Below are 25,031 nucleotides of genomic sequence, written 5' to 3'. Positions count from 1 at the left end.
CTCTAGATTGCAGGGGTGATGCCTCGCCTCTCCCTCCGTGCCGCCGTCCCCGCGCTCTGCGCCGCCCCGGTCGTCGCGCTGCTCGCGGTGGCCGCGCTCGCCCCGCTGCCCTACGCCGTCGCCCAGCCCGGCATCACGACCGACGTCCTGGGCGAGGACGGCGGCCGCCCGGTGATCACGGTCGAGGCCGCCGCCCGCCCGGCGGGCGGGGATGCGGGTGAGCTGCTGATGACCACCATCGCGGCCACCTCCCCGGACGACACCGTGCGGCTGCCCGAGGTGGCCGGCGGTTGGCTGGCCGGGGACCGCGCGGTGATGCCGCTCGACGCCGTGTACCCGGTCGGCGACGACCTGGAGGAGATCCGCCGGCACAACCGGGCGGAGATGACGGAGTCCCAGAGCGCCGCGGTGACCGCCGCTTTGCGGCAGCTCGGCACCGACGAGGACGAGGTGGACGTCGAGTTGCGCCTGGAGGACGTCGGCGGTCCCAGCGCCGGTCTGCTCTTCGCGCTCGGCGTTGTCGAGAAGCTTGACGGCGACGGTGCCGGCGGCACCCTCACCGGCGGCCGGACGATCGCCGGTACCGGCACCATCGCCGCGAACGGCGAGGTCGGCCCGGTGGGCGGGGTCGCCCTGAAGACGCAGGCCGCCGCCCGGGACGGTGCGACCGTCTTCCTGGTGCCTGCGGCCGAGTGCGCCGACGCCCGGGCCGAGCGGCCCGAGGGACTGCGCCTGGTGCCGGTGACCACCCTGGAGGGGACGCTGGAGTCGCTCGCCGCCCTGCGGGCCGGCGATCCGCTGCCCGGCTGCTGACCACCCGGACCCGAGGCTCCCGGCGCCCGGGTACCGCTGGGCGAACCCGCCCGGGCGCCCGCGGGCAGTCAGTCGGCCGGTGCCGTGCCGTCGGCGCGGTCGCCCGCCGCCTCCCCCGCCCGGTGCACGGCCCGCCGCACCAGCGGCAGGATTCGCAGCGGCACCGGGTTCTCCATGACGATGGCGGTGGACGCCCGCACGATGCCCTCGAAGCCCACCACCCGGTCGATGACGCCCTGGAGGCCGCTGTTGGAGCGGGCCACCAGCCGGCAGAGCATGTCCCCGTGGCCGGTGATGGTGTGCAGCTCCAGCACCTCCGGCACGCCGGCGAGGTGGGCCCGCACATCCGGGCCCTGGCCCTGCTTGATCTCCAGGGTGGCGAAGGCCGTCACCGGGTAGCCGAGCGCGGCGGGGTCCACCTCGGGGCCGAAGCCCCGGATGACGCCGCCGGACCGCAGCCGGTCCATCCGGGCCTGCACGGTGCCGCGGGCTACGCCCAGCCGCCGCGAGGCCTCCAGCACCCCCACCCGCGGCTCCTCGGCGAGCAGTTCCAGCAGCCGGCCGTCCAGTGCGTCGATGCCCATCGGGTCCCTCCGTTCTCCGGCGACTCAGCCGTCCCGGACTGGTCATCCTGTACAGATCGACCGGCATTTTCCGGGACGCACTGTGCAGCATGCCCAGTAGATGCGGTCACTATTGCGCACCATGCCGATCGGGGAGAGCCTGCGGTCATGACTGAGACCCTTGAGAGCTCCTCGACGTCGCGGCAGGCCGATCCCTTCCCGGTCAAGGGGATGGACGCGGTCGTCTTCGCCGTCGGCAACGCCAAGCAGGCCGCGCACTACTACTCCAGCGCCTTCGGGATGAAGCTGGTCGCCTACTCCGGACCGGAGAACGGCAGCCGGGAGACCGCCGCCTACGTCCTCGAATCGGGCTCCGCGCGCTTCGTCCTGACCTCCGTCATCAAGCCGTCCACCGAGTGGGGCGCGTTCCTCGCCGACCACGTCGCCACCCACGGGGACGGGGTCGTGGACCTCGCGATCGAGGTCCCGGACGCCCGCGCCGCCTACGCCCATGCGGTCGGCCGGGGCGCCGTCGGCCTGGTCGAGCCGCACGAACTCAAGGACGAGCACGGCACCGTCGTCCTCGCCTCCATCGCCACCTACGGGCGGACCCGGCACACGCTCGTCGAGCGCACCGGCTACGAGGGCCCCTACCTGCCCGGCTTCACCGCGGCCGAGCCGCTCGTCGCGCCGCCTGCCAAGCGGACCTTCCAGGCGGTCGACCACTGCGTCGGCAACGTCGAGATCGGCCGGATGAACGAGTGGGTGGCCTTCTACAACAAGGTCATGGGCTTCACCAACATGAAGGAGTTCGTCGGCGACGACATCGCCACCGAGTACTCCGCCCTGATGTCGAAGGTGGTCGCGGACGGCACCAAGAAGGTCAAGTTCCCGATCAACGAGCCGGCCGTGGCCAAGAAGAAGTCCCAGATCGACGAGTACCTGGAGTTCTTCGGCGGCCCCGGCGTGCAGCACATCGCCCTGGCCACCAATGACATCGTCGCCACCGTCCGCACCATGCGGGCCTCCGGTGTCCGCTTCCTCGACGTGCCGGACTCGTACTACGAGACGCTGGGCGAGTGGGTCGGGGACACCCGGGTGCCGATCGACGAGCTGCGCGAGCTGAGGATCCTCGCCGACCGCGACGAGGACGGCTACCTGCTCCAGATCTTCACCAAGCCCGTCCAGGACCGGCCGACGGTGTTCTTCGAGCTGATCGAGCGGCACGGCTCGATGGGCTTCGGCAAGGGCAACTTCAAGGCCCTCTTCGAGGCCATCGAGCGCGAACAGGACCGGCGCGGCAACCTCTGACCCGCGGCGCTCCCGCCGCGGCCTGGACCGACCGCGCGGAACGGCGCCCCGATCCCGGGGGTGCCGTTCCGCGCGCGCTGTTGTCCGGCGCACCGCCCGGTGCCAGGCTGGGCCCATGGGTGCACTGATCGAACGGTTGCGGGACGGGCTCCCGGACGACGCCGTGCTCACCGACCCCGACGTCACGGCGGCCTACACCCGCGACATGGCCGGCTTCTGCGCCGCGGGCGCCCCCGCGGCGGTGGTGCTCCCGCGCACGGTGGAGCAGGTCCAGCACGTCCTGCGCACCGTCACCGCGACCCGGACACCGGTGGTCCCGCAGGGCGCCAGGACCGGTCTTTCCGGCGGCGCCAACGCCACCGACGGCTGTGTGGTCCTCTCGCTGCTGCGGATGGACCGCATCCTGGAGATCGACCCCGTCGACCGGATCGCCGTCGTCGAACCCGGGGTGGTGAACGCCGTGCTCTCCCGGGCCGTCGCCGAGCACGGTCTCGCCTACCCGCCGGACCCCTCCAGCTGGGAGGAGTGCACCATCGGCGGCAACATCGGCACCGCGTCCGGCGGGCTGTGCTGCGTCAAGTACGGGGTGACCGCCGAGTACGTGCTCGGGCTGGAGGTGGTGCTGGCCGACGGGCGGTTGCTGACCACCGGCCGCCGCACGGCCAAGGGCGTGGCGGGCTACGACCTGACCCGGCTGTTCGTCGGCTCCGAGGGCAGCCTGGGCGTCGTCGTACGCGCGGTGCTTGCCCTGCGTCCGGTACCGCCCCCGCAGTTGGCACTGGCCGCCGAGTTCCCCTCCGCCCGCGCGGCCGGGGACGCGGTCTGCCGGATCATGGCCGCCGGGCACACCCCGTCGCTGCTGGAGCTGATGGACCGCACCACCCTGCGTGCCGTCAACGAACTCACCCGGATGGGGCTTCCGGAGAGCACCGAGGCCCTGCTGCTCGCCGCCTTCGACACCCCGGACCCGGCCGCTGACCTCGCCGCGGTCGGTGCGCTCTGCGAGGCGGCCGGGGCCACGGAGGTGGTGCCCGCCGAGGACGCCGCGGAGTCGGAGCTGCTGCTCAAGGCCCGCCGCTCGGCACTGGTCGCGCTGGAGGCGGTCAAGGGCACGACGATGATCGACGACGTCTGCGTGCCGCGGTCCGCTCTCGCTGCCATGCTGGACGGGGTCGCTGCCATCGCCGAACGGAATCGGCTGACCATCGGTGTCTGCGCACATGCGGGGGACGGCAACACGCACCCGACCGTCTGCTTCGACGCATCCGACCCGGACGAGTCCGCGCGGGCCAGAACGTCCTTCGACGAGATCATGGGCCTCGGGCTGGAACTCGGCGGCACCATCACCGGGGAGCACGGGGTGGGTGTGCTGAAGAAGGAGTGGCTGGCCCGGGAGATCGGCCCGGTGGGGATCGAGCTTCAGCGCGGGGTGAAGCAGGTGTTCGATCCGCTGGGCCTGCTGAACCCGGGCAAGCTGTTCTGAGGCGGCGGCCTCCCGCCGCCCCGTCCCCCGCCGGACTCCGGCCCCCGGCCCGCTGCTTCCCGGCCCGTTTCCCCCGCGGTTCCGGTCAGCCGCTCGCCTCACCGGACTCCTCCGCGCCCCGGCCGCCCCGGCACTGGTCGAGGTCCTCGCCCGCGGTCCGGGCGAGCAGCTCCCGCAGCCCGTTGTCGAGCCCGAGCTGCTCGCCCTCGCTCCCCGGCGGAACCAGGTCGAGGGTGCGCTCCAGCCACGCGGAGACCGCCACCGAAGGTGCCTGGAGCAGTGCGTCGCCGTCCGGTGAGCTCAGCGCCACGCAGATCACGCGGCGGTCGTCCGCCTTCGCCGGCCACACCCGGACGTCCCCGTAGCCGCAGGGCCGGAAGACCCCTTCGACGAGCAGTTCGCGGGAGAACGTCCAGTGCACCGGGTCGGGGGTGCCGATGTGGAAGGCGAGGTGCACGGCATAGGGGTCCTCGGTCCGGTAGCTGAGCCGGGCCAGCACCGGAATGCTTCGTTCCGGTGACAGCACCAGCTTCAGTTCCAGCTCTCGTTCGACAACGGTGTGCATGCGAGGTTCCCCTCTCTCGGTGCCGCGTGGTCCGGCCACGCGCTCGGTGGTTCCGCACCGGGTAGAGAGTGGCCAGGGCGCCCGTTCTTACGCCGGTTCGGTGGAAACTTTTCCGCCGCGTCCGAGTGAAACGGCCGCGGGATTCGTCAATACGTATGGGGACCGCCGACGTCGGGGCGGCGGGGGCCCGGACTCTGGTAGATGTGGAGCCGGCGCGCTGGACACGACGGGTGCCCGGGACGCCGCACACCGCACATACGACGACGCAGCCGGCTCGCGAACGGCCGAGCAGAACACGGGACGGGACACATGAGCGCGCCCCCCTCAGGAACCGCCGACGGCCGGACGCCGGCCGGGTACTACCCGGACCCGTCCATCCCCGGCTACATCCGCTACTGGGACGGCCTCGCCTGGGTTCCCGGCACCAGCCGACCGGAGCCGCGCGCCGGTGAGCCGATGCCGCAGGCGCCGCCCGGGGTGGTCCCGCAGGGGCCGCTCCCCGGCGCCTCCGCGACGGCGCCGTCGGCACCGTCGAACACGGTTCCCGCCTCCGAGCCGGAGCCGGTACGGGAGGAGACCGGCCCGGTCTTCCTGGACGAGGAGCCCGCCCCCGCGGAGTCGTCCGGTCCGTCCCTCCCGGCGGTCACCGACTGGGACGACCCGAGCCGGCTGCACGGGCGGCAGCCCGAGCCCGCCTCGGCGTGGCAGGCCGACGCCTCCCGGCAGGAGGGTTTCGGATCCGCCCGCGGTGACCGGATCTCCTGGGGTTCCGCAGCCGCAGCCGCAGCCGCAGCCGCAGCCGAGTCCGCCGGGTCCGCACCCGAACCGGGCGCGGCGCGACCCGGGTCTGCCTCCGGAGCGCCCGTCGGGCAGCGGTCGCCGGAACCCGCCGGAGCGCGGTCGCCGATGAGCGGCGCGCCGGCGGAGGCGCGGACGCCCTCCCCGGCTGGTGGGACGGCGCGGGGCACCGGTTCCGCCGACGAGCGCCCGGACCCGGCGTCGCCCGCCGCGCCCGCCGTCGCATCCGGCCCGGCGGCTGCTGACCCGGCCCACGGCGGCGGGAGCCCAGTCCTCCCCGCCGCCCGGCCCGCCGGCGCCGCCGACTCCGGGCGCGCGGCGGACTCCGCGCCCGCCTCCGTCCGGTCGGAGCCGAAGGGCGCGGGCGACGGCAGGGAGTGGCCGGTGCCCGACGGCGGTCGGGCCTCCGCCGGGGCGGTCGCGACCGGTACGGGCTTCGGCCCCGGCGCCCCCGAGGCTCCGGCCGCCCCCGGCGTCCCCCGGAGTCCGGGCGGCCCCGGGGGTCCGGGCGCCGCTCCGCGCGCGGTGCCGCCGTCCGCGGCGTCCGCCGCCCGTCCTGCCCCCGCCGGCGCTTCGGCCGGTCCGGCGCCCGGGTCAGGCCGGGCGAGTGCCCCGGCGGCCGGGCAGGGGTGGGCCGACCAGGTGCGCGAGCTGGCCGCCCCGGCCGCACGCGTGCCCGCCGACGGGACGACCGGGGGCGGGCGCGGCCCCGCGGAGGGTGGGCCGGTCACCCCGTGGAGGCCACCGGCCGACGACCCCTTCCTGCGGGCCGCCCAGCGGCAGATCCGCCCGGCCGGAATGGGCCGGCGGCTGCTCGCCCGGTTGATCGACAGCGTCGTGCCGCTCGCGGTGGGCGCGGCGGTGGCGGCCCCGCTGGTCCCCGCGGCCGTCGACCACATCCGCGGCAAGGTGGAGGCGGTCGAACAGGCCGGGGTGACCCGGGAGGTCTGGTTGCTGGACGCCACCACCGGCGGTTGGCTGGCGATGGTGGTGGGGGCCTTCCTCCTCGCAGGCCTGCTCTGGGAGGGGCTGCCGACCGGTCGCTGGGGGCGCAGCCTCGGCAAGAAGCTGTGCGGGCTGCGGGTGCTCGACCTGGAGCAGCAGAACCCGCCCGGGATGCGGGCCGCGCTGCTGCGGCAACTCCTGCACGGGCTGCTCTGGGCGCTGGTGGTGGGAGCGGTGGACGCGGCCTGGTGCCTCGTCGACAAGCCCTGGCGCCAGTGCTGGCACGACAAGGCCGCCCGCACCTTCGTCGGCCGGGACGCCCGCGCCGGTCTGTGACGCTCGGGCCGTCCGCGCCGGGCGGTGGCCCGCGGGCTCGCGGCCCACCGGGTCGTGGCCCGTACCCGTGGGCTCGCGGCCCCCACCCCGGGGCACCCCGCGCGACACGGCCGGGCCCTGCTCCGACGCGGCGCATGCCTCCGGACGGGTGAGCGGGGTCGTCCGAGCGGCCGCCGCCGGGGTGCGGACCCGGCCGCGGGGCGTTCGACTCGGGCCATGAGCGACGAGCAACGGCCCGGACGGCCCGACGACGACCCGTTCCGCACACCGGCCCGGCCCCCCGCCGGTTCGCCCCACGGCGAACCTGCCCCGGGGGACGGGCCCTACGCCGCCGCGCCGCCCCCGCCCGAGCCCTACGGCGAGAACCCCTACGGCAGTGCCCGCGGGGCGTCGGACCCGACGGCCGGGCTGCCGCCGCTCGCGTCCCGGGGGCGCCGGCTGCTCGCCCGCATCGTGGACAGCTTCGTGGTGGGAATCCCGGTCAACATCCTGCTCTGGCTCACCGGCGTCTGGGACTTCGCCGGAGACGACGGTACCTGGGGCACCGGTGCGGACGTCGGGGGGCAGGTGACCGGTACGCTGGTCTACGCCCTGGTGTACTTCGTCTACGAGGCCCTGATGCTCACCCGGCGGGGCCAGACCGTCGGCAAGATCCTGCTGCGGATCCGGGTGGTCATGCCGACCGACGGCTCGGTGCCGGCTGGCACGCCGGGCTGGGTCCGCGCGGCGGTCTACTCGCTGCCGCCGGTGGTGCCGCTCCTCGGTTCGCTGTTCTGGTTGGTGAATGTGCTCTTCTGCACCTGGGACAAGCCGTACCGGCAGTGCCTGCACGACAAGACGGCCGGAACGGCGGTGGTCGCCGCCTGATCCGGCGCACGCGAGCCGCCGCGGGCTACCGGCGCAGCGACGGCTGCGGCACCCGTGCCCCGGCGTCCTGCGGACCGGGGACCGGCTCCGCGGCCGGAGCGACCGACCGGGCCGCGTGGGCCGGTTCGGCCGCGGCCTGCTGCCCGGCGGCAGCGGGCCGCCGGCGCCCGGCCGGCGAGCCGACCGCCACCACCAGCCCCGCCACCAGCGCTCCGCTCGCGACCAGCACCGCTCCGGTGCCGGACTCGGCGCCGGTGAGCAGCAGGAGCAGGAGAGTCGTCAGGACGACGGTGGCCGAACCGTAGACGAGCTGTACGAGAGTCGGACGCGGCATGGCGGGATCCGTCCTCGGGGGGTCAGAAGCGGGAGTCGTTCGGCCGCGTCGCGTGCCGCCGGACGACTCTACGTTGCGAGATGCCCGAGAGGAACGTCCGGCAACCGCGTCCCGGTGCGGGGCTCGGCAGCACAGGGGGCGCACGGAGTCATGCCGAACGGGTCGGCCGGGGAACCTACTTGATTGACGTGTCTAAAACAAGGTCTGTCTTTTCTTCCGACACTCGGGTCAAATGCGTCCCGTCAAGTCACCGCACTTGCAGGGAGGACGTTGCACCCGTGACCATTCCACGGAGATCCATGAGATCGAGAACTGCGGCCCTGGCCACCGCCGTCGCCGCGCTGGGAGCCGCCGCGCTGCTGCCCGCCACCGCGGCGCAGGCGCAGGAGCCCGAGGACCATCAGCATCCGCAGTCCGAGTCCCCTTCCACGGTCGAGCACGTCGAGCACGACCTGGAGGGGCCGCTGACGAAGAAGCAGAAAGCCGAGCGGCAGGCGGCCCTGCAGAAACTGGCGTCGGGGGAGAAGCCGCAGTCCAGGAACGGCTCCAAGGTCATGAAGCTCGGCGAGAAGAAGTTCGTCGAGATGGAGCAGGTGAAGACCGACAAGATCTTCACCATCCTGATCGAGTTCGGCGACGAGGTCGACGACCGCTTCGGCGGCGATCCCGGCCCGCTGCACAACGAGATCGCCGAGCCCGACCGCAGCGAGGACAACACCACGCTGTGGAAGGAGGACTTCGACCGTGACCACTTCACGGACGTCTACTTCGGCGAGGGCGAGAACTCGCTGAAGAGCTACTACGAAGAGCAGTCCTCCGGCAAGTACACCGTGGACGGCGAGGTCTCCGACTGGGTCAAGATCGACTACAACGAGGCCCGGTACGGCAACAACGCCTGCGGCTCCAACGTCTGCGACAGCGTCTGGGACGCGGTCCGCGACGGCGTGAACACATGGGCCGAGGGCCAGAAGGAAGCCGGCCGCAGCACCCAGGAGATCGCCGACGCGTTGGCCGAGTACGACGTTTGGGACCGCTACGACCACGACGGCGACGGCGACTTCAACGAGCCCGACGGCTACATCGACCACTTCCAGTTCGTGCACTCCGGTGAGGACGAGTCCGCCGGCGGCGGCGCGCAGGGCGAGGACGCGATCTGGGCGCACCGCTGGTACGCCTACGGCACCGACTTCGGCAGCACCGGACCGGACTTCAACAAGGCCGGCGGTACCGAGATCGGTGGCACCGGCGTCTGGGTCGGCGACTACACCGTGCAGCCGGAGAACGGCGGACTGGGGGTCTTCGCTCACGAGTACGCCCACGACCTCGGGCTGCCCGACCTCTACGACACCTCCGGCACCGGTGAGTCGTCCGTGGCCTACTGGTCGCTGATGTCCTCCGGCTCGTGGCTCGGCAAGGGCGAGGACGCCATCGGCGACTCGGCCGGCGAGATGACCGCCTGGGACAAGCTCCAGCTGGGCTGGCTCGACTATGAGACCGCGGAGGCGGCGAAGGTCTCCAAGCACACCCTGAGCGCGGCGGCCGAGTCCAAGGCCAAGCGCAAGAACGCGCAGGCCGTCCTGATCGAACTCCCCGACAAGGAGCTGACCACCACCGTGGTGGCGCCCGCGGCGGGGGAGCGCCACTGGTGGAGCGGCATGGGCGACGACCTGCGCAACTCCCTCACCCGCACCGTCGACCTGACGGACGCCTCCGAGGCCTCCCTCGGGCTCAAGGGCTGGTGGGAGATCGAGGCGGACTACGACTACCTCTACACCCAGGTGTCCACCGACGGCGGCGAGACCTGGACCGCGCTGGACGGCACCGTCGACGGAGAAGCGATTCCGCGCGACGGCAGCGACACCCCGGCGCTGCACGGCGAGTCCGGCGGCTACACCGACCTCGCGTACCCGCTGAGCGACTACGCGGGCCAGGAGGTCGAACTCCGCTTCCACTACCGGACGGACGGCGGCGTCGCCGAGAAGGGCTTCACGGCCGACGACATCGTCATCACCGCGGACGGCGAGGCGCTCCTGGAGGACGGTGCCGAGGACGGCGACGCGGGCTGGTCGGCCGACGGCTTCGAGCGGATCGGCGAGTCGTTCACCAAGTCCTACCCGCAGTACTACATAGCGGAGAGCCGCCAGTACGTCGGCTACGACGAGACGCTGCGGACCGGACCGTACAACTTCGGCTTCACCTCCACCAAGCCCAACTTCGTCGAGCACTTCCCGTACCAGACCGGCATGCTGCTCTGGCTGTGGGACACCTCCCAGTTGGACAACAACGTCGGCGTGCACCCGGGCGAGGGCCTGGTCCTCCCGATCGACGCCCACGCCGAGCCGGAGAAGTGGTCGGACGGCACCCTGATGCGCAACCGCGTGCAGGCGTTCGACTCGCCGTTCAGCTGGTACCCGACGAAGCAGGTGACCCTGCATCAGGACGGGGCGCCGACGGAGATCAAGCGCAAGCTCGGCAAGCCCTTCTTCGACGACCGGCTGGGCACGTACTGGTACGAGTCCAACCCGACGGCCGGGGTGAAGGTGCCCGACACCAACACCCGGATCTCGATCGTCAGCCAGCCGAAGGACGGCAAGAAGATGACCATCCTGGTGAGCCCCTCCAAGTGGTGGTGACCACCACGGAGCGTCACGCGTGGCCGCGCTGAGCAGTCCTCGCAGGTCATGAAGCGATCGGTCGTCGCCCCCTGGCGGGCGGCGGCCGATCGCGGTTATATGCATCCAGCGGACACCGTGACCGGGTGCCGCTGCACAGGCGCGGACCGTGCACCGCGGCGCCGTCCTGTGCGCACACGACCACGACGAGCAGCGACGCCCCGCCCGCGGGGACCGTCGCGGGCGGGGGAACGGAACCCATGGCTGGAAGCGGCTACGCGCGGCAGCCGGACGGCAGCGTCATCGTGGCGCTCTCGTTGCCGAGGCCGGGGGGCGAGGGCCCCCGGGTCCGCGTCCTGGTGCGCGCGCTCAACCGGCAGCGTGCCCTGACCCGGGTGCGCAACCTGGGACTGCGGGCGGTCTACCTGCGGGGCAACGCCGAGCCGCCCACCCCGGACGAGGTGACGGCGGTCCTGCACCACCCGGACTGCCTGGTGTGGCGGGCGACCTCGGAGGACGACTCGCAAGCCTGGCAGCCGATACGCGCCCTGCTGCGGGCCGTCGGCTGAGACCCCGCCCTCCCCACGAGGGGGCGCCCCGCTACTCCCCGCACGGAGGCGACGCCACGCCGGCCGCCCGCAGGCGGCTCAGCGGTACGGCTTGCCGGTCAGCCCCACGCCGGCCGCCCGCAGGGCCTCCAGGGCCCGCTCGATGCTCTCCGGGGCCACCCCGGCGGTGAGGTCGAGCAGGACCCGGGTGCGGAACCCCTCCGAGGCTGCGTCCAGCGCGGTCGCCCGGACGCAGTGGTCGGTGGCCAGCCCCACCACGTCGACCTCGGTCACCTGGCGGGCCCGGAGCCACTCGGTGAGCGGCAGGCCGTTCTCGTCCGCGCCCTCGAAGCCGCTGTACGCGGCCGAGTACGCGCCCTTGTCGAAGACCGCGTCGATCGCGCCGGAAGCCACCGCGGGGGCGAAGCTCGGGTGGAAGCCGACCCCCTCCGTCCCGGCGACGCAGTGCGGGGGCCAGGAGTGCCGGAAGTCCGGCTGCTCGGAGAAGTGGTCGCCGGGGGCGATGTGGTGGTCGCGGGTGGCGACCACGTGCCGGTAGCCGGCTGCGGCGTCGCCGATCAGGTCGGTGATGGCGGCGGCCACCTCCGAGCCGCCGGAGACTGCGAGGCTGCCGCCTTCGCAGAAGTCGTTCTGGACATCTACCACGATCAGGGCCCGGTGCATCATGCACACCCTCTTCTGCTGGGACTTCGGCTGGGAAACGACGGGTGGGGCCGGCGTCGGACGCGGATGCCGCGAGGGCCGTCCGCCGGTGGGGTGTGGGGGCGCGGGGGCGGATGCCGACCGACGGGTTCGAGCCTAGTCACTGCGCCCCTGGCGCGGGAGGGCGCACGGGCGGCTCGGCGTGGCGCGTACCTGCCAGTCGGCGGCGTCGATCGCCGGGCCGGCGCCCCCGGATGCCCCTCCGACTCCCGGGGGCGCTCACCAGTACTCGGTGGGCAGCACCGGCTCCCCCCGGGACAGCTGGGCGGCGGACATCGGCAGGCCCGCGCGGGCCCGGCGGTGGCGGTTCCGCGCCTCCTCCAGCGGCTCACGCGCCACGATCTCCCCCTCCCTCACGAGTTCCACGGCAAGCTCCTGCCCCGCCAGCTCCTCGGGAACCGGACCGGTGCCGACCACTTCCGCCTCGGCCACCCCGGAGGCGTCGCGCCGGCGCGCGGCCCACTTCACACCGCCCATCGAGAGCTTCCCGCCCGAGGACTTCTTGGCGACCGGCCGCAGCGGTGCGTCCTCGTCGTCCGCCTCCGCCCTGGCGACCAGTTTGTAGACCATGGCGGAGGTCGGGTGCCCGCTGCCGGTGACGAGCTGGGTGCCCACGCCGTAGCCGTCCACCGGTGCGGCGGCCAGCGAGGCGATGGCGTACTCGTCGAGGTCGCTGGTGACGATGATGCGGGTGCGTACGGCGCCCAGCTCGTCCAGTTGCCTGCGCACCCGGTGCGCGACCAGCAGCAGGTCCCCGGAGTCGATGCGCACGGCGCCCAGCTCCGGCCCGGCCACCTCCACCGCGACGCGGACGGCCTCGGTCACGTCGTAGGTGTCGACCAGCAGCGTGGTGCCCCGGCCCATCGAGTCGACCTGGGCGGTGAAGGCGTCCCGCTCGGAGTCGTGCAGCAGGGTGAACGCGTGCGAGCTGGTGCCGACGGTCGGGATGCCGTAGCGGAAGCCCGCCGCGAGGTGGGAGGTGGAGCCGAAACCGCCCACGTAGGCGGCGCGGGCAGCGGCCACCGCGGACAGCTCGTGGGTGCGGCGGGCGCCCATTTCGATCAGCGGCCGGTCGCCGGCGGCGACGGCCATCCGGGAGGCAGCGGCGGCGATCGCCGAGTCGTGGTTGAGCACCGAGAGGATGACGGTCTCCAGCACCACGCACTCGGCGAAGCTGCCCTCCACGCGCAGCAGCGGCGAGCCGGGGAAGTAGACCTCGCCCTCGGGGTAGCCGAGGATGTTCCCGCGGAAGCGGTAGCCGGCCAGCCAGCGCAGGGTCGGTTCGTCGACGGTGCGGTTCTCGCGCAGGAAGTCCAGGATGTCCGGCTCGAAGCGGAAGTTCGCGACGGCGTCCAGGACGCGGCCGGTGCCGGCGACCACCCCGTAGCGGCGGCCCTCCGGCAGCCGGCGGGTGAACGCCTCGAAGACCGAGCGTCGGTGCGCGGTACCGGCGCGCAGGGCGGCCTGCACCATGGTCAGCTCGTACTGGTCGGTGAAGAGCGCGGTCGACGGCACGGAGATCAGCCGTTCCTGCTGTGCGGCTTCGTTCATGTGAGCGAGCATACCCCTTATCTCGTCAGAGTGACGATATGTGGGGCCGGGGGCGTCGGCGGCCTGCCGGAGCCGGGCCGTGTTTGCGCACCGCCCCCGGTGCGGTGGCAGCATGGGGGTGTGACCGTTCCTGTGGAGACCGCGCGCCCGGAGTCGAGCGAGGCACCCTGGGTGGTGCCGGAGCCGGATGTCCCGTGGATCACGCTGGTCCACAACGACCCGGTCAACCTGATGAGTTACGTGACCTATGTGTTCCAGACGCACTTCGGCTACTCCCGGGAGAAGGCGAACAGCCTGATGATGGACGTCCACCACAAGGGCAGGGCGGTCGTCTCCAGCGGCAGCCGCGAGGAGATGGAGCGCGACGTGCAGGCGATGCACGGCTACGGCCTGTGGGCGACCCTTCAGCAGGATCGCTGATGGCCGGGTACTTCGAGGCGTCCGCCGCGGTGCCCGGCGGTGCGTCGATCGCGCTCGACGAGGTCGAGGCCTCCATCCTGCGCAGTCTCGCCGTCCAGTTGCTGGAGCTGATCGGCCCCGGCGAGGAGTCCATCGAGCCGACGGGCGCGGATGGCGCCGACGACCGCGACGGTCGGGGCGACACGGACGAGGTGTTCGCCGGTCTGTCCGCGGGACTGTTCAACGAGGGGCCCAGTGCGCCGCCCTCCGATCCGGCGCTGGCCCGGCTCTTCCCGGACGCCTACCGTGCCCCGGATGGCGCCGGCGCCCCTGGCGAGAAGGCGGCGGAGGAGGCCTCTGCGGAGTTCCGGCGCTTCACCGAGACCGAGTTGCGGGCCCGCAAGCGCGAGGACGGCCTCGCCGTGGTGCGTGCGCTGGACGGGCTGGAGAGCGGTCGGGGAGCGGGGAGCGTGCTGACGCTCGAACCGGGCGATTCCCGACAGTGGCTGGGCGCGCTGAACGACCTGCGGCTGACCCTCGCGTCCCGGCTGGGGATCACCGACGAGGAGGACGGCGGCGGGCTGTACTCCCTGCCCGACTCGGATCCGCGCAAGCCCATGGTGATGGCCTACCTCTGGCTGGGCGGGCTGCAGGAAACGCTGGTGGAGACGCTGCTCCCCTGAGCCGCGCCACCGGTGCGCAGGGTCACCGCGGGTGGTCGACCAACGCTCCTGCTGTGTCTCGCAGGGCAATGTCTGCCCGTTTCGCCACCGTTCCGAGGGCCGTGACTCGACCGTAATGCGAACGTGTGATCCATGTCACACGTGTGAGGTCGCTCTCCATGGTACGAACTCCCAATCCGATTTTCACGGGGACGCGACACCCCGGCGAAGCTCGGAGGTACCACCGCGCAACAGGCTCCGGCGGCCCAGGTCGCCGACCTGCCTGTGCGCATCCTGACGGCACCCGCCGCGCAACTCCCGTCCCCGCTGCCGCATCAGCCAGAGGTAGGCCATGGCAAACAGCGAAACCACGTGGACCGATTCGGTCAATGACAGCGTCAATGACGTCTTCGAACCGGTCGCCAACATTCTCGGCGATATCGTCTTCTTTACCGTCAACATCTTCGGAACCGACTTTCCGCTCATCGTCGGTTGGCTGGTAGTCGCCGGCCTCGTCTTCACGGCCTACTTCGGATTCGCCCAGGTCAGGCACCTGGGCGCCGCCTTCCGGCTCGTCCGGGGCAAGTACGAGCAGAAGGACGCCCCCGGTGAGGTCACCCACTTCCAGGCACTGACCTCGGCCGTCTCCGGCACCGTCGGCCTCGGCAACATCGCCGGTGTGGCCATCGCGATCTCCATCGGCGGCCCCGGCGCCACGTTCTGGATGATCCTCTGCGGTCTGCTCGGCATGGCGACCAAGTTCGTCGAGTGCACCCTGGGTGTGAAGTACCGCGAGATCAACGAGGACGGCACCGTCAACGGCGGTCCGATGCTCTACCTGCGCAAGGGCCTCGCCGAGCGCGGACTGGCCGGGCTCGGCAAGGTGCTCGCCGGCCTGTCCGCCTTCATGCTCCTGTTCTTCGCCCTCTTCGGCGGCAACCTCTTCCAGGTCAACCAGTCCCTGGAGCAGATCGTCTCGGTGACCGGCGACGAGAACAGCATCTTCGCCTCCAACGGCGGTGCGCTCTTCTACGGCGTGCTGACGGCCGTCGCCGTCGCCCTCGTGCTGCTCGGTGGCGTGCGGTCGATCGGCAAGGTCACCAGCCGCCTGGTCCCCTCCATGGGTGTCCTCTACGTCCTCGCCTGCCTGCTGGTCATCCTCTTCAACATCGACCACGTGCCCAGCGCCATCGGCACCATCATCACCGAGGCCTTCAACCCCGAGGGCGTCGCCGGTGGTGTGATCGGCGCGCTGATCGTCGGCTTCCAGCGCGCGGCCTTCTCCAACGAGGCCGGCATCGGCTCCGCGCCGATCGTCCACTCCGCGGTGAAGACCAAGCGTCCCGCCACCGAGGGCCTGGTCGCGATGATCGAGCCCTTCGTCGACACCGTGATCGTCTGCACGATGACGGCCCTGACGATCGTCATCGCCGGCGGCCCGCTGTACGAGGAGGTCCGTCGGACGGCCATCGAGGGCGGTGAGGTGGACGGCAGTACCAGCGCCGGTATCTCCATCACCTCGGACGCCTTCGACACCGCTCTGCCGTGGTTCCCGTACCTGCTGACGGTGGCCGTGGTGCTCTTCGCCTTCTCCACGCTCATCACCTGGAGCTACTACGGACTGAAGTGCTGGGGGCACCTGTTCGGCCACAGCAAGACCTCGGAGCTGATCTACAAGGCCATCTTCTGCGCCATGATCGTGGTCGGCGCCCTGCTCTCCCTGGGCGTCCTGGTCAGCCTGGCGGACGCGACGCTCTTCATGGCGGCGCTGTTCAACATCATCGGCCTCTACCTGCTCGTCCCGGTCGTCAAGAAGGAGCTGGCCAAGGTCCTCGACTACACCCGCCGGCGCGACGCGGGCGAGACCGAGGAGGAGATCGAGGCCGGCGAGGCCGCGGCCGCGGCCTCGGCGCCCGGCCCCGCCTCGGGCGACACCGCCGCCAAGTAGCGCACTGCCCCGCTCCGGACGGCACGAGCCGTCCGGAGCGGGGCCCGGCACGCCTGCCGTCGGGCCCTGTGCGCACCGCCCCGGGGGTGCGCACAGGGCCCGACGCATATGCTGTCGCCCATGCTGACCCTGACCCGAGACCTGCACGACCGCATCGTCGCGCACGCCCGCGCCGACCACCCGGACGAAGCCTGCGGAGTGATCGCCGGACCGGCCGGAGCGGTACGGCCGGAGCGCTTCGTGCCGATGCTCAACGCGGCCCGCTCGCCGACCTTCTACGAGTTCGACTCCACCGACCTGCTCAAGCTCTACCGGGAGATGGACGACCGGGGCGAGGAGCCGGTGGTGATCTACCATTCGCACACCGCCACCGAGGCGTACCCGTCCCGGACGGACATCTCGTACGCCGGGGAGCCGGACGCCCACTACGTCCTGGTCTCCACCGCCGAGTGCGGCAACGAGGAGGGCCCGGTCTCGTTCCGCTCCTTCCGCATCGTGGACGGCGAGGTGACCGAGGAAGAGGTCGAGCTGGTGGACTCCTACTCGCTCTGAGACGACGGCGTCCGCATCATGAAACACGCATCCGATTCCGCTCTCGGGAATCGTTACGATGAGCCTATGGTTATGCACGACGTGAACCACACGGCCCCGGGCACCCTGCTCGTCGCGCGCCTGCACGTCGACCTGTGCCGTCTCTCCAGCGCCATCTGTTGAGCCACCCGGCCCCGCCGGGCCCCCGCCGCCCGAGCCCTTCAGCGGGCGCTCCCGCGGCCTGCTGCGGCCCCCGTAGCCGGGGCTCCGCCCGGGCCCGCCCTTCCGCACGCCTCACGTCCCCCACCGCCGCGCGTATCCCCTCAGACAAACAGGAGCATCCCCATGGCCATCGAGGTCCGCATTCCGACCATTCTCCGTACCCACACCGGCGGTGAGAAGGCCGTGCAGGGCAGCGGCGGCAACCTCACCGAGCTGTTCACCGACCTGGAGTCGCGGCACCCCGGCATCCGGGAGCGGCTGGTCGACGACGCGGCCGGGGGCGAGCTGCGCCGCTTCGTCAACGTCTACCTCAACGACGAGGACGTGCGCTTCCTGAACGGCATCACGACCGAGCTGAGCGACGGCGACAGCGTCACCATCCTCCCCGCTGTCGCCGGGGGCATGCGCTGATGCGCTACGACTCCCCGCTGGCCGCGGTCGGCAACACCCCCCTGGTGCGGCTGCCGCGGCTCTCGCCGGGCGAGGGGGTGCGGATCTGGGCCAAGCTGGAGGACCGCAACCCCACCGGGTCGATCAAGGACCGCCCCGCGCTCCATATGATCGAACAGGCCGAGAAAGACGGCCGGTTGACGCCCGGCTGCACCATTCTCGAACCCACCTCGGGGAACACCGGGATCTCCTTGGCGATGGCGGCCAGGCTCAAGGGCTACCGGATCGTCTGCGTGATGCCGGAGAACACCAGTGAGGAGCGCCGGCAATTGCTGGCCATGTGGGGAGCGGAGATCATCTCCTCGCCGGCCGCCGGCGGCTCCAACACGGCGGTCCGGGTCGCGAAGGAGATCTCCGCCGAGCACCCGGACTGGGTGATGCTCTACCAGTACGGCAACCCGGACAACGCCGGCGCGCACTACGCCGGCACCGGCCCCGAGATCCTGGCCGACCTGCCGTCGGTGACCCACTTCGTCGCGGGGCTCGGCACCACCGGCACCCTGATGGGCGCCGGCCGCTACCTGCGCGAGCACCGCCCGGACATCCGGATCGTCGCCGCCGAACCGCGGTACGACGACCTCGTCTACGGGCTGCGCAACCTCGACGAGGGCTTCGTACCCGAGCTGTACGACGCCTCCGTCCTCACCTCCCGCTTCTCGGTGGGCTCCGCGGACGCGGTCGCCCGCACCCGTGAACTCCTCGCCGAGGAGGGCATCTTCGCCGGAGTCTCGACCGGAGCCGCGCTGCACGCGGCGATCGGGGTGGGGCGCAAGGCGCTGAAGGCGCGGGAGGAGGCCGATATCGCCTTCGTGGTGGCGGACGGCGGCTGGAAGTACCTCTCCACCGGGATCTACACCGCCGAGTCCACCGACGCGGCCGTCGAGCGCCTCCAGGGCCAACTCTGGGCCTGACACCCCCCTTCGCACGCCCCGCCCTCTCCGACGCGGCTTCCGTGCGCCGGGGAGGAGGGGACGAGGGGGCGCCTCAGTGGTCCGGGGGCGGCCCGGAGGTGGGGTCGTCCGCCCCGCCCGCGGCGTCCGGCCCGCGCCGTCCGCGCCGGGGAGCACGGGCCGACCGCGCTCGGCGCGACCCGCGCGCCCTCCGGCCGGGGCGCACCCGGGAACCGCCGGCCCAGCCGTCGACCAGCGTGGCCACGAGCGCCAGCAGCACCACCACGCCCGGCGCCCACCCCGGGAATGTGTCCACGAGCAGCTCCTCCCATGCGGTGGGCGACCCGGCCACCGGGCCCTTCGGCCGGGGTCCGGCCGAAATTTCGACGGTACCCCGCACTGGTGATTCCGCCCACACCGCAGCTCTGCCGAGGAGCCCGCGGCCCTGGGGCGGCTTACTCTCGGGAAACCCCCTTTTCACCGGGCTGCGGAGGTTCCCACCCCTATGAAGCTCACCGTCGTCGGCTGTTCGGGCTCGTTCCCGTCCGCGGACTCCGCCTGTTCGAGCTACCTCCTGGAGGCGGACGGTTACCGTCTGCTGCTCGACATGGGCAACGGCGCGCTGGGCGAGCTGCAACGGCACTGCGGCCTCTACGACCTCGACGCGATCCTGCTCAGCCACCTGCACGCGGACCACTGCATCGACATGTGCGGCTACTTCGTGGCCCGCTACTACCGCCACGAGGGCGGCAGGTGCCCGGCCCTCCCGGTGCTCGGGCCGACCGGCACCGAGGAGCGGCTCTCCACCGCCTACGCGGACACCCCCTCGGACACCGCGATGCGCGAGGTGTTCGACTTCCGCACCCTGGCCGACGGCGCCGTCTACGCACTGGGCCCGTTCCAGGTCCGCGCGGCCGTGGTGGAGCACCCGGTCGAGGCGTACGGCTTCCGGATCGAGCACCGGGGGTCGGTGCTCACCTACTCGGGTGACACCGGAGCCTGCGAGAACCTGGACGGCCTGGCGGCCGGGGCCGGCCTCTTCCTGTGCGAGGCGTCCTTCACGCACGGCAAGGAGGACATCGAGGGGGTCCATCTGAACGGCCTGGAGGCCGGCCGCTGCGCAGCCGCGGCGGGGGTGGAGCGCCTGGTGCTCACGCACGTCCCGCCGTGGACGGACCCCGGGCAGAACCTGCGCGACGCCGGCTCGGTCTTCGACGGTCCGGTCGAGTTGGCCCGTCCGGGCACCGTCTACAAGGTCTGACCGCCCGCCCCGGCCTCCCCCGTTCGCGACCGGGCGCGGCTCCGCAGCACCGCGGCCCCGTACCCGCTCGCTCGTGCGAGGGGTACGGGGCCGCGGTGCTGCCGGCTGCGGGGCGAGGTCAGGCCTTGGTGGTGTCCTCGACCTCTTCCTCGGGCTCCCGGCCGGGAGTGGCCAGGTTGAACTTGATGATCGCGAAGCGGAAGACCGCGTAGTAGATCACCGCGAAGACGAGACCGATCGGGATGATCATCCAGGGTTTCGTCGCGAGGTTCCAGTTCAGCAGGTAGTCGATGGTGCCCGCGGAGAAGGTGAAGCCCGCGTGGACCCCGAGCGCCCAGGTGACGGCCATGGAGACGGCGGTCAGTACCGCGTGGATGGCGTAGAGCAGCGGCGCGATGAACAGGAAGGAGAACTCGATCGGCTCGGTGACACCGGTGACGAACGAGGTCAGCGCCAGCGAGAGCATCATGCCGGTGACGGCCTTGCGGCGCTCCGGACGGGCGCAGTGCGCGATCGCCAGGGCCGCGGCCGGCAGGCCGAACATCATGATCGGGAAGAAGCCGGACATGAACTGTCCGGCGGTCGGGTCGCCGGCGAAGAAGCGGGTCAGGTCGCCGTGCACGACGTCGCCGGCCTCGGTGGTGAAGTCGCCGATCTGGAACCAGGAGACGGTGTTGACGAACTGGTGCATGCCGATCGGGATCAGCGCGCGGTTGATCAGACCGAACAGACCGGCACCCAGGGCGCCCAGGCCGGTGATCCACTCACCGAAGTTGGTGATGAGGTTACCGACGGGCTCCCAGCCCAGGACGACCAGGACGCCGACGGCGGTGCCGACGAAGGCCATGATGATCGGGACCAGACGGCGGCCGTTGAAGAAGCCGAGCCAGTCGACCAGCTTGGTGCGGTGGAAGCGCTGCCACAGCACCGCGGTCAGCAGACCGAGCACGATGCCGCCGAGCACCCCCGGGTTCTGATACGAGGCCGCTGTCGCCTCGGCCGCCCCGTCGGGGCCGGTCACCAGCCATGCACCGCTCACTGACCCGGTGCCGACGAACTCGCCGCCCTCCGGACCGTCCACCGGGAACTGGTGGATCACCGAGTAGTAGACGAGGAAGCCGACCACCGCAGCCAGTGCCGTGGAGCCGTCCGCCTTCTTGGCGAAGCCGATGGCCACACCGATGCAGAAGAGCAGCGGCAGGCCCAGCGAGGCGTCGAGCAGTGCGCCGCCGGCGCCGGCGAAGACCTTGGCGACCTGGTCCCAGCCGAGACCGTCCGCACCGAAAACGTCCGGCTGGCCCAGCCGGAGCAGGATGCCTGCGGCCGGCAGGACGGCGATGGGGAGCTGAAGGCTGCGTCCCACCTTCTGCAGCCCTTGGAACAGGCCGGCCCCGGTTCTCTTTGCCGGGGTCGCCTTGGCGTCGTTAGCCGTGGACATAACACTTCCTCCAGTGGGCAAGGCGCCGCCGGGAAAGTGGAAACCTGGGGAGACGACGGCGGCGTCTTCGTGCTGATTCGTGCAGAACTGATGAACTGGTCTACACCACTCAGTGGTTTAGACCAGTTCTAGCATGGGAAGGGCCTTGCGGGGAACCCATGGTTCCGCGCTGCCGGTTACATCTGGGTCACGGCTTCGGGGGGCGTGACGGAGGTGCAGCAAGGCTCTTACAGCATGCCGCAAGCCCCCCGCGCACTCGGGAGCGGGGCCCGTTCCCCGGGGCGGGGCCCGTCTCCCGGCGCCCGCGGCGTGCACCCGGCGTGCACCCGGGGTGCGGTGTGCCGAACTCGGAAGCTCATCGGACCGCTCCCGTGCCGCCTGCTACGGCATACTGGTGTAGACCAGCGGTGCATCGCGCCGGTACCGGGCGGCACCGCCCCGCGGGGCGGTGCCGCTCCGCGTCACCCTCCGGCAGGGCCGGAGCCCGTGCCCCTGCGGAGGGGCCATCCGTGGAAGCCGTGGCTTACGGTGGCCGCCTGGGCTGAGAAATCGAGCGGTTGCCCGACACACAGGAGAGAGACATGGCCACTAAGGCTGAAAAGATCGTCGCCGGACTCGGTGGACTGGAGAACATCGAAGAGGTCGAGGGCTGCATCACACGCCTGCGCACCGAGGTATCGGACGCCTCTCTGGTGGACGAGGCCGCGCTGAAGGCCGCCGGCGCCCACGGCGTCGTCAAGATGGGCACCGCGATCCAGGTCGTCATCGGCACTGACGCGGACCCGATCGCGGCCGAGATCGAGGACATGATGTGAGCGGCTCCCGCCGCTGAAGGCCGAGCGAGGCCGCCTTGGGTCGAGCGAGGCCGGGGCGGCTGCGGCAGAGGGCCCGTTCCGCCGGGAACGGGCCCTCTGCCGCAGCCGATAGGGTCGCCGCATGTCACGAATCGACGGCCGTACGGCCGACCAGCTCCGCCCAGTCACCATCGAGCGCGACTGGAGCAGGCACGCCGAGGGCTCCGTCCTGGTGTCCTTCGGCGACACCCGGGTGCTGTGCACCGCCAGCGTCACCGAGGGCGTGCCGCGCTGGCGCCGCGGCAGCGGCCAGGGCTGGGTCACCGCCGAGTACTCCATGCTGCCGCGCGCGACCCACACCCGCGGCGACCGGGAATCGGTCCGCGGCAAGATCGGCGGCCGCACGCACGAGATCTCCCGGCTCGTCGGCCGCTCGCTGCGCTCCGTGGTCGACTTCCGGGCGCTGGGGGAGAACACCGTGGTCCTCGACTGCGACGTGCTCCAGGCCGACGGCGGCACCCGCACCGCGTCCATCACCGGCGCCTACGTCGCGCTCGCCGACGCGATCGCCTGGGCGCAGGGGAAGAAGATCGTCAAGGCCAGGGCGCAGCCGCTGCGCGGCACCGTCGCGGCGGTCAGTGTCGGCATCGTCGACGGCACCCCGCTGCTCGACCTCGCCTACGAGGAGGACGTGCGCGCCGAGACGGACATGAACGTCGTCTGCACCGGCGACGGCCGCTTCGTCGAGGTGCAGGGCACCGCGGAGGGCGAGCCCTACGATCGCGCGGAACTCGACGCGCTGCTCGACCTCGCCGTCGCCGGATGCGCCCGACTGGACGCCGCGCAGCGGGAGTCGCTCACGCCCCCCGCGCAGTGACCGCGCCGCCGGGGCGTCGACTCCGGCGGCACCGGCAGGCAACCGAACACGCGCAGTCGGCGTCCTCGACTGTGCGGGCCGCACGGGTCGTTCCGTGCGGCCCGACCAAGCACCGCGTCGCGGCCCGAGGGCTGCGGGTCCGTTTCACCTTTCGAGAGGAACTCTCCCGTGCGCCGTGCGCCGGCCCTGGCCGTCCCCGTTCTGCTGACCACCGCCCTGCTGAGCGGCTGCGGTGCCATCGACCGCGCCTTCGACTGCGCCAACACCGCGGTCGCGGTCGCCGAGAGCGTCAACGACCTGCAACAGGCCGTGGACGGCGCGGGGGAGAACCCGGAGGAGGCGCGACGCGCCCTCGACCGGATCGACGAGAACCTCGACAAGATAGACGAGAGCTCCGGCGACTCCGAGGTCGGCGCCGCGGTGGGCGATCTGCGCACCGCCGTGGACAACGTCCGCACCTCCCTGGAGGACGGCAACGCGCCCGACCTCGCCCCGGTGGGCGACGCGGCGGACAAGCTCACCGGCGTCTGCACCCCGGGCTGAGCCGCGCGCCGGGCCGTTGCCCGCCCCCGGACGCGTCCGCGCCGGACACCGGTCGGGCGCCGTCCTCCCCGGAACGACCGGGGCGCCGCGGCACCTGGATAATCCCTGCCATGCAGCGTCTCGTACTCGCCACCCGCAACACCCACAAGGTCACCGAACTCCGCGCGATCCTCGCCGAGGAGGCGCTCCCCGTCGAGCTGGTCGGTGCCGACGCTTTCCCCGGTCTCCCCGACGTCGAGGAGACCGGGGTCAGCTTCGCGGAGAACGCCCTGCTCAAGGCGCACGCGCTCGCCCGGGTTACGGGCCTTCCGGCGGTCGCCGACGATTCCGGGCTCTGCGTGGACGTGCTCGGCGGCTCGCCGGGCATCTTCTCCGCGCGCTGGGCCGGTCGGCACGGCGGCGGCTCACCGGACGGGGCCGACCGCGCCAATCTGGACCTGCTGCTGGCGCAACTCGCCGACATCGCCGAGGAGCACCGCGGTGCGCACTTCGCCTGCGCTGCCGCGCTCGCGCTGCCGGACGGCACGGAGCGGGTCGCCGAGGGCCGGCTGCGCGGCGTGCTGCGGTACGAGCCCTCGGGCTCAGGCGGCTTCGGCTACGACCCGGTCCTCCAGCCCGACGGGGACACCCGTACCTGCGCGGAGCTGAGCCCGGCGGAGAAGAACGCGATCAGTCACCGCGGACGCGCCTTCCGGGCGCTCGCGCCGAAGGTCGCGGAACTGCTCGGCTGACCCGCAGCCCGCACAGCGAAGGGCTCCCCACCACCCGCGTCGTACGGGCGGGCGGGGAGCCCTTCACAGTGCGGCGGAAGGGATTCGAACCCTCAAGCCCGGTCAGGGGCCACAGATCCTAAGTCTGCTGCGTCAGCCGTTGCGCCACCGCCGCCGGCCGGACCATCGTAGCGGCGGCCCGGCGTACCCGGCACAGGGGCCGCCACCGGCGACCGGGCCGGGCGACCGCGCCGGAACCGGGCGGCCGCCGATCCGCGGGGGCCGCTCAGCCGGCGGCGATCTCCAGGTCCTTCATCAGCTTGGCGACGTGCCCGGTCGCCTTGACGTTGTACAGCGCCCGCTCGACCCTGCCCTGCTCGTCGACGACCACGGTGGACCGGATCACTCCGGTGACGACCTTGCCGTACATGGTCTTCTCGCCGTAGGCGCCGTACGCCTCCAGCACCTTCTTCTCCGGGTCCCCGACCAGGGTCACCCGCAGCTCCTCCGCGTCGCGGAACTTCGCCAGCTTCTCGGGCTGGTCGGGCGAGACGCCGATGACCTCGTACCCGGCGTCCGCGAGCACGGTGAGGTTGTCGGTGAAGTCGCAGGCCTGCTTGGTGCAGCCCGGCGTGAGCGCGGCCGGATAGAAGTAAACGATCACCTTCCGGCCGGCGTGGTCGGAGAGCGACACCTGCTTGCCGTCCGCGTCGGGAAGGGTGAAGGCGGGGGCGGTGTCGCCGGGCTGAAGACGCTCGCTCATCGGTGCTCCTCGGTACGTGGTGGTGCTCCCGAGCGTAGCCGCCGGTCGGCCGGGCGCTGCTCCGACCGGGGTGTGCGGCGGCGGCCGGGGCCGG

At 72.3% G+C, this 25,031-nt stretch carries 27 protein-coding genes and 1 tRNA gene; 19 read left to right on the top strand and 9 right to left on the bottom strand.

All coding sequences use genetic code 11. The features are described 5' to 3' along the window. Positions 1-18 precede the first annotated feature (18 nt). The gene (locus H300_RS0105545) at positions 19-813 is read left to right on the top strand and encodes a S16 family serine protease (protein WP_028426649.1); all 795 of its coding nucleotides are present in this window, start codon (positions 19-21) and stop codon (positions 811-813) included. Between the two features lie 68 nt (positions 814-881). On the opposite strand, the gene H300_RS0105540 is transcribed toward H300_RS0105545, so the two are convergent. Further along, on the bottom strand, positions 882-1,397 hold the full coding sequence (locus tag H300_RS0105540; RefSeq protein ID WP_028426648.1) for an Lrp/AsnC family transcriptional regulator: 516 nt from the start codon (positions 1,395-1,397) through the stop codon (positions 882-884). Positions 1,398-1,544: 147 nt separating this feature from the next. Here H300_RS0105540 and hppD point away from each other — a divergent pair, with 147 nt between their 5' ends. Continuing rightward, positions 1,545-2,687, top strand: coding sequence for a 4-hydroxyphenylpyruvate dioxygenase (hppD, locus tag H300_RS0105535; protein WP_028426647.1), 1,143 nt, complete (start codon positions 1,545-1,547; stop codon positions 2,685-2,687). Positions 2,688-2,802: 115 nt separating this feature from the next. After that, positions 2,803-4,170, top strand: a complete 1,368-nt coding sequence (locus tag H300_RS0105530) for an FAD-linked oxidase C-terminal domain-containing protein (protein WP_028426646.1) — start codon at positions 2,803-2,805, stop codon at positions 4,168-4,170. 85 nt (positions 4,171-4,255) lie between these two features. Here H300_RS0105530 and H300_RS25095 read toward each other — a convergent pair whose 3' ends face one another. Beyond that, the gene (locus H300_RS25095) at positions 4,256-4,735 is read right to left on the bottom strand and encodes an SsgA family sporulation/cell division regulator (protein WP_037979136.1); all 480 of its coding nucleotides are present in this window, start codon (positions 4,733-4,735) and stop codon (positions 4,256-4,258) included. Between the two features lie 309 nt (positions 4,736-5,044). Between H300_RS25095 and H300_RS25090 the strand changes: the two genes are divergently transcribed. Further along, positions 5,045-6,814 carry an RDD family protein gene (locus H300_RS25090; protein WP_037979135.1) on the top strand — a complete coding sequence of 590 codons (1,770 nt, stop codon included), beginning with the start codon at positions 5,045-5,047 and terminating at the stop codon, positions 6,812-6,814. Positions 6,815-7,030: 216 nt separating this feature from the next. Further along, on the top strand, positions 7,031-7,681 hold the full coding sequence (locus tag H300_RS0105510; RefSeq protein WP_028426645.1) for an RDD family protein: 651 nt from the start codon (positions 7,031-7,033) through the stop codon (positions 7,679-7,681). A 25-nt stretch (positions 7,682-7,706) separates the two neighbouring features. Here the strand turns inward: H300_RS0105510 and H300_RS0105505 are convergent, their stop codons facing one another. Then, positions 7,707-8,015: a hypothetical protein gene (locus H300_RS0105505; protein ID WP_028426644.1), complete on the bottom strand. Its 309-nt coding sequence runs from the start codon at positions 8,013-8,015 to the stop codon at positions 7,707-7,709. A gap of 278 nt (positions 8,016-8,293) precedes the next feature. Here H300_RS0105505 and H300_RS0105500 point away from each other — a divergent pair, with 278 nt between their 5' ends. Together H300_RS0105500 and H300_RS0105495 are read left to right on the top strand one after the other, a co-directional pair. After that, positions 8,294-10,648 carry an immune inhibitor A domain-containing protein gene (locus tag H300_RS0105500; protein WP_028426643.1) on the top strand — a complete coding sequence of 785 codons (2,355 nt, stop codon included), beginning with the start codon at positions 8,294-8,296 and terminating at the stop codon, positions 10,646-10,648. A gap of 239 nt (positions 10,649-10,887) precedes the next feature. Beyond that, the gene (locus H300_RS0105495; RefSeq protein WP_028426642.1) at positions 10,888-11,196 is read left to right on the top strand and encodes a hypothetical protein; all 309 of its coding nucleotides are present in this window, start codon (positions 10,888-10,890) and stop codon (positions 11,194-11,196) included. 78 nt (positions 11,197-11,274) lie between these two features. On the opposite strand, the gene H300_RS0105490 is transcribed toward H300_RS0105495, so the two are convergent. Together H300_RS0105490 and H300_RS0105485 are read right to left on the bottom strand one after the other, a co-directional pair. Next, the gene (locus H300_RS0105490; protein ID WP_028426641.1) at positions 11,275-11,859 is read right to left on the bottom strand and encodes a nicotinamidase; all 585 of its coding nucleotides are present in this window, start codon (positions 11,857-11,859) and stop codon (positions 11,275-11,277) included. Positions 11,860-12,117: 258 nt separating this feature from the next. Continuing rightward, positions 12,118-13,449, bottom strand: a complete 1,332-nt coding sequence (locus H300_RS0105485; RefSeq protein ID WP_028426640.1) for a nicotinate phosphoribosyltransferase — start codon at positions 13,447-13,449, stop codon at positions 12,118-12,120. A 120-nt stretch (positions 13,450-13,569) separates the two neighbouring features. Here H300_RS0105485 and clpS point away from each other — a divergent pair, with 120 nt between their 5' ends. The 7 genes from clpS (at position 13,570) to H300_RS0105445 (ending at position 18,572) form a co-directional block, all read left to right on the top strand. Next, on the top strand, positions 13,570-13,869 hold the full coding sequence (gene clpS / locus H300_RS0105480) for an ATP-dependent Clp protease adapter ClpS (RefSeq protein ID WP_106966694.1): 300 nt from the start codon (positions 13,570-13,572) through the stop codon (positions 13,867-13,869). Next, positions 13,869-14,531, top strand: coding sequence for a DUF2017 domain-containing protein (locus H300_RS0105475; RefSeq protein WP_028426638.1), 663 nt, complete (start codon positions 13,869-13,871; stop codon positions 14,529-14,531). The genes clpS and H300_RS0105475 overlap by 1 nt, the downstream gene beginning before the upstream one ends. A gap of 331 nt (positions 14,532-14,862) precedes the next feature. Beyond that, positions 14,863-16,458: an alanine/glycine:cation symporter family protein gene (locus tag H300_RS0105465; protein ID WP_028426637.1), complete on the top strand. Its 1,596-nt coding sequence runs from the start codon at positions 14,863-14,865 to the stop codon at positions 16,456-16,458. Positions 16,459-16,578: 120 nt separating this feature from the next. Then, complete coding sequence (locus H300_RS0105460; RefSeq protein WP_028426636.1) at positions 16,579-17,010, top strand: M67 family metallopeptidase; 432 nt, start codon at positions 16,579-16,581, stop codon at positions 17,008-17,010. A gap of 66 nt (positions 17,011-17,076) precedes the next feature. After that, entirely contained in the window at positions 17,077-17,172 is a 96-nt protein-coding gene (locus tag H300_RS32175) for a putative leader peptide (RefSeq protein ID WP_486583564.1), read from the top strand. A gap of 162 nt (positions 17,173-17,334) precedes the next feature. Next, a complete protein-coding gene (locus tag H300_RS0105450; protein WP_028426635.1) occupies positions 17,335-17,622 on the top strand; it encodes a MoaD/ThiS family protein in 288 nt (95 codons plus the stop codon). Then, positions 17,622-18,572, top strand: a complete 951-nt coding sequence (locus H300_RS0105445) for a cysteine synthase (RefSeq protein ID WP_028426634.1) — start codon at positions 17,622-17,624, stop codon at positions 18,570-18,572. Before H300_RS0105450 ends, H300_RS0105445 begins: the two co-directional genes overlap by 1 nt. A gap of 73 nt (positions 18,573-18,645) precedes the next feature. Here the strand turns inward: H300_RS0105445 and H300_RS32170 are convergent, their stop codons facing one another. Then, positions 18,646-18,867, bottom strand: coding sequence for a hypothetical protein (locus H300_RS32170; protein WP_486583563.1), 222 nt, complete (start codon positions 18,865-18,867; stop codon positions 18,646-18,648). Between the two features lie 189 nt (positions 18,868-19,056). Here H300_RS32170 and H300_RS0105435 point away from each other — a divergent pair, with 189 nt between their 5' ends. After that, positions 19,057-19,812 carry an MBL fold metallo-hydrolase gene (locus tag H300_RS0105435; protein WP_028426632.1) on the top strand — a complete coding sequence of 252 codons (756 nt, stop codon included), beginning with the start codon at positions 19,057-19,059 and terminating at the stop codon, positions 19,810-19,812. Positions 19,813-19,930: 118 nt separating this feature from the next. Here H300_RS0105435 and H300_RS0105430 read toward each other — a convergent pair whose 3' ends face one another. Beyond that, positions 19,931-21,250 carry a PTS transporter subunit EIIC gene (locus H300_RS0105430; RefSeq protein ID WP_028426631.1) on the bottom strand — a complete coding sequence of 440 codons (1,320 nt, stop codon included), beginning with the start codon at positions 21,248-21,250 and terminating at the stop codon, positions 19,931-19,933. A 557-nt stretch (positions 21,251-21,807) separates the two neighbouring features. Here H300_RS0105430 and H300_RS0105425 point away from each other — a divergent pair. The 4 genes from H300_RS0105425 (at position 21,808) to rdgB (ending at position 24,195) form a co-directional block, all read left to right on the top strand. Beyond that, on the top strand, positions 21,808-22,065 hold the full coding sequence (locus H300_RS0105425) for a PTS sugar transporter subunit IIB (protein WP_486583562.1): 258 nt from the start codon (positions 21,808-21,810) through the stop codon (positions 22,063-22,065). A gap of 121 nt (positions 22,066-22,186) precedes the next feature. Continuing rightward, on the top strand, positions 22,187-22,921 hold the full coding sequence (gene rph / locus H300_RS0105420; protein ID WP_028426629.1) for a ribonuclease PH: 735 nt from the start codon (positions 22,187-22,189) through the stop codon (positions 22,919-22,921). Between the two features lie 168 nt (positions 22,922-23,089). Next, positions 23,090-23,464, top strand: coding sequence for a hypothetical protein (locus H300_RS0105415; protein WP_051269500.1), 375 nt, complete (start codon positions 23,090-23,092; stop codon positions 23,462-23,464). 110 nt (positions 23,465-23,574) lie between these two features. Then, positions 23,575-24,195, top strand: a complete 621-nt coding sequence (gene rdgB / locus H300_RS0105410; RefSeq protein WP_028426627.1) for an RdgB/HAM1 family non-canonical purine NTP pyrophosphatase — start codon at positions 23,575-23,577, stop codon at positions 24,193-24,195. 69 nt (positions 24,196-24,264) lie between these two features. Here the strand turns inward: rdgB and H300_RS0105405 are convergent. Together H300_RS0105405 and bcp are read right to left on the bottom strand one after the other, a co-directional pair. Further along, positions 24,265-24,349, bottom strand: a tRNA-Leu gene (locus tag H300_RS0105405). 111 nt (positions 24,350-24,460) lie between these two features. Beyond that, positions 24,461-24,937 (bottom strand): thioredoxin-dependent thiol peroxidase, encoded by a 477-nt coding sequence (bcp, locus tag H300_RS0105400; protein WP_028426626.1) that lies wholly within the window; start codon positions 24,935-24,937, stop codon positions 24,461-24,463. Positions 24,938-25,031: the final 94 nt, after the last annotated feature.

It is taken from the genome of Streptomyces sp. TAA040 (assembly GCF_000424845.1).
This window is presented reverse-complemented; position numbering and strand designations above follow the sequence as displayed.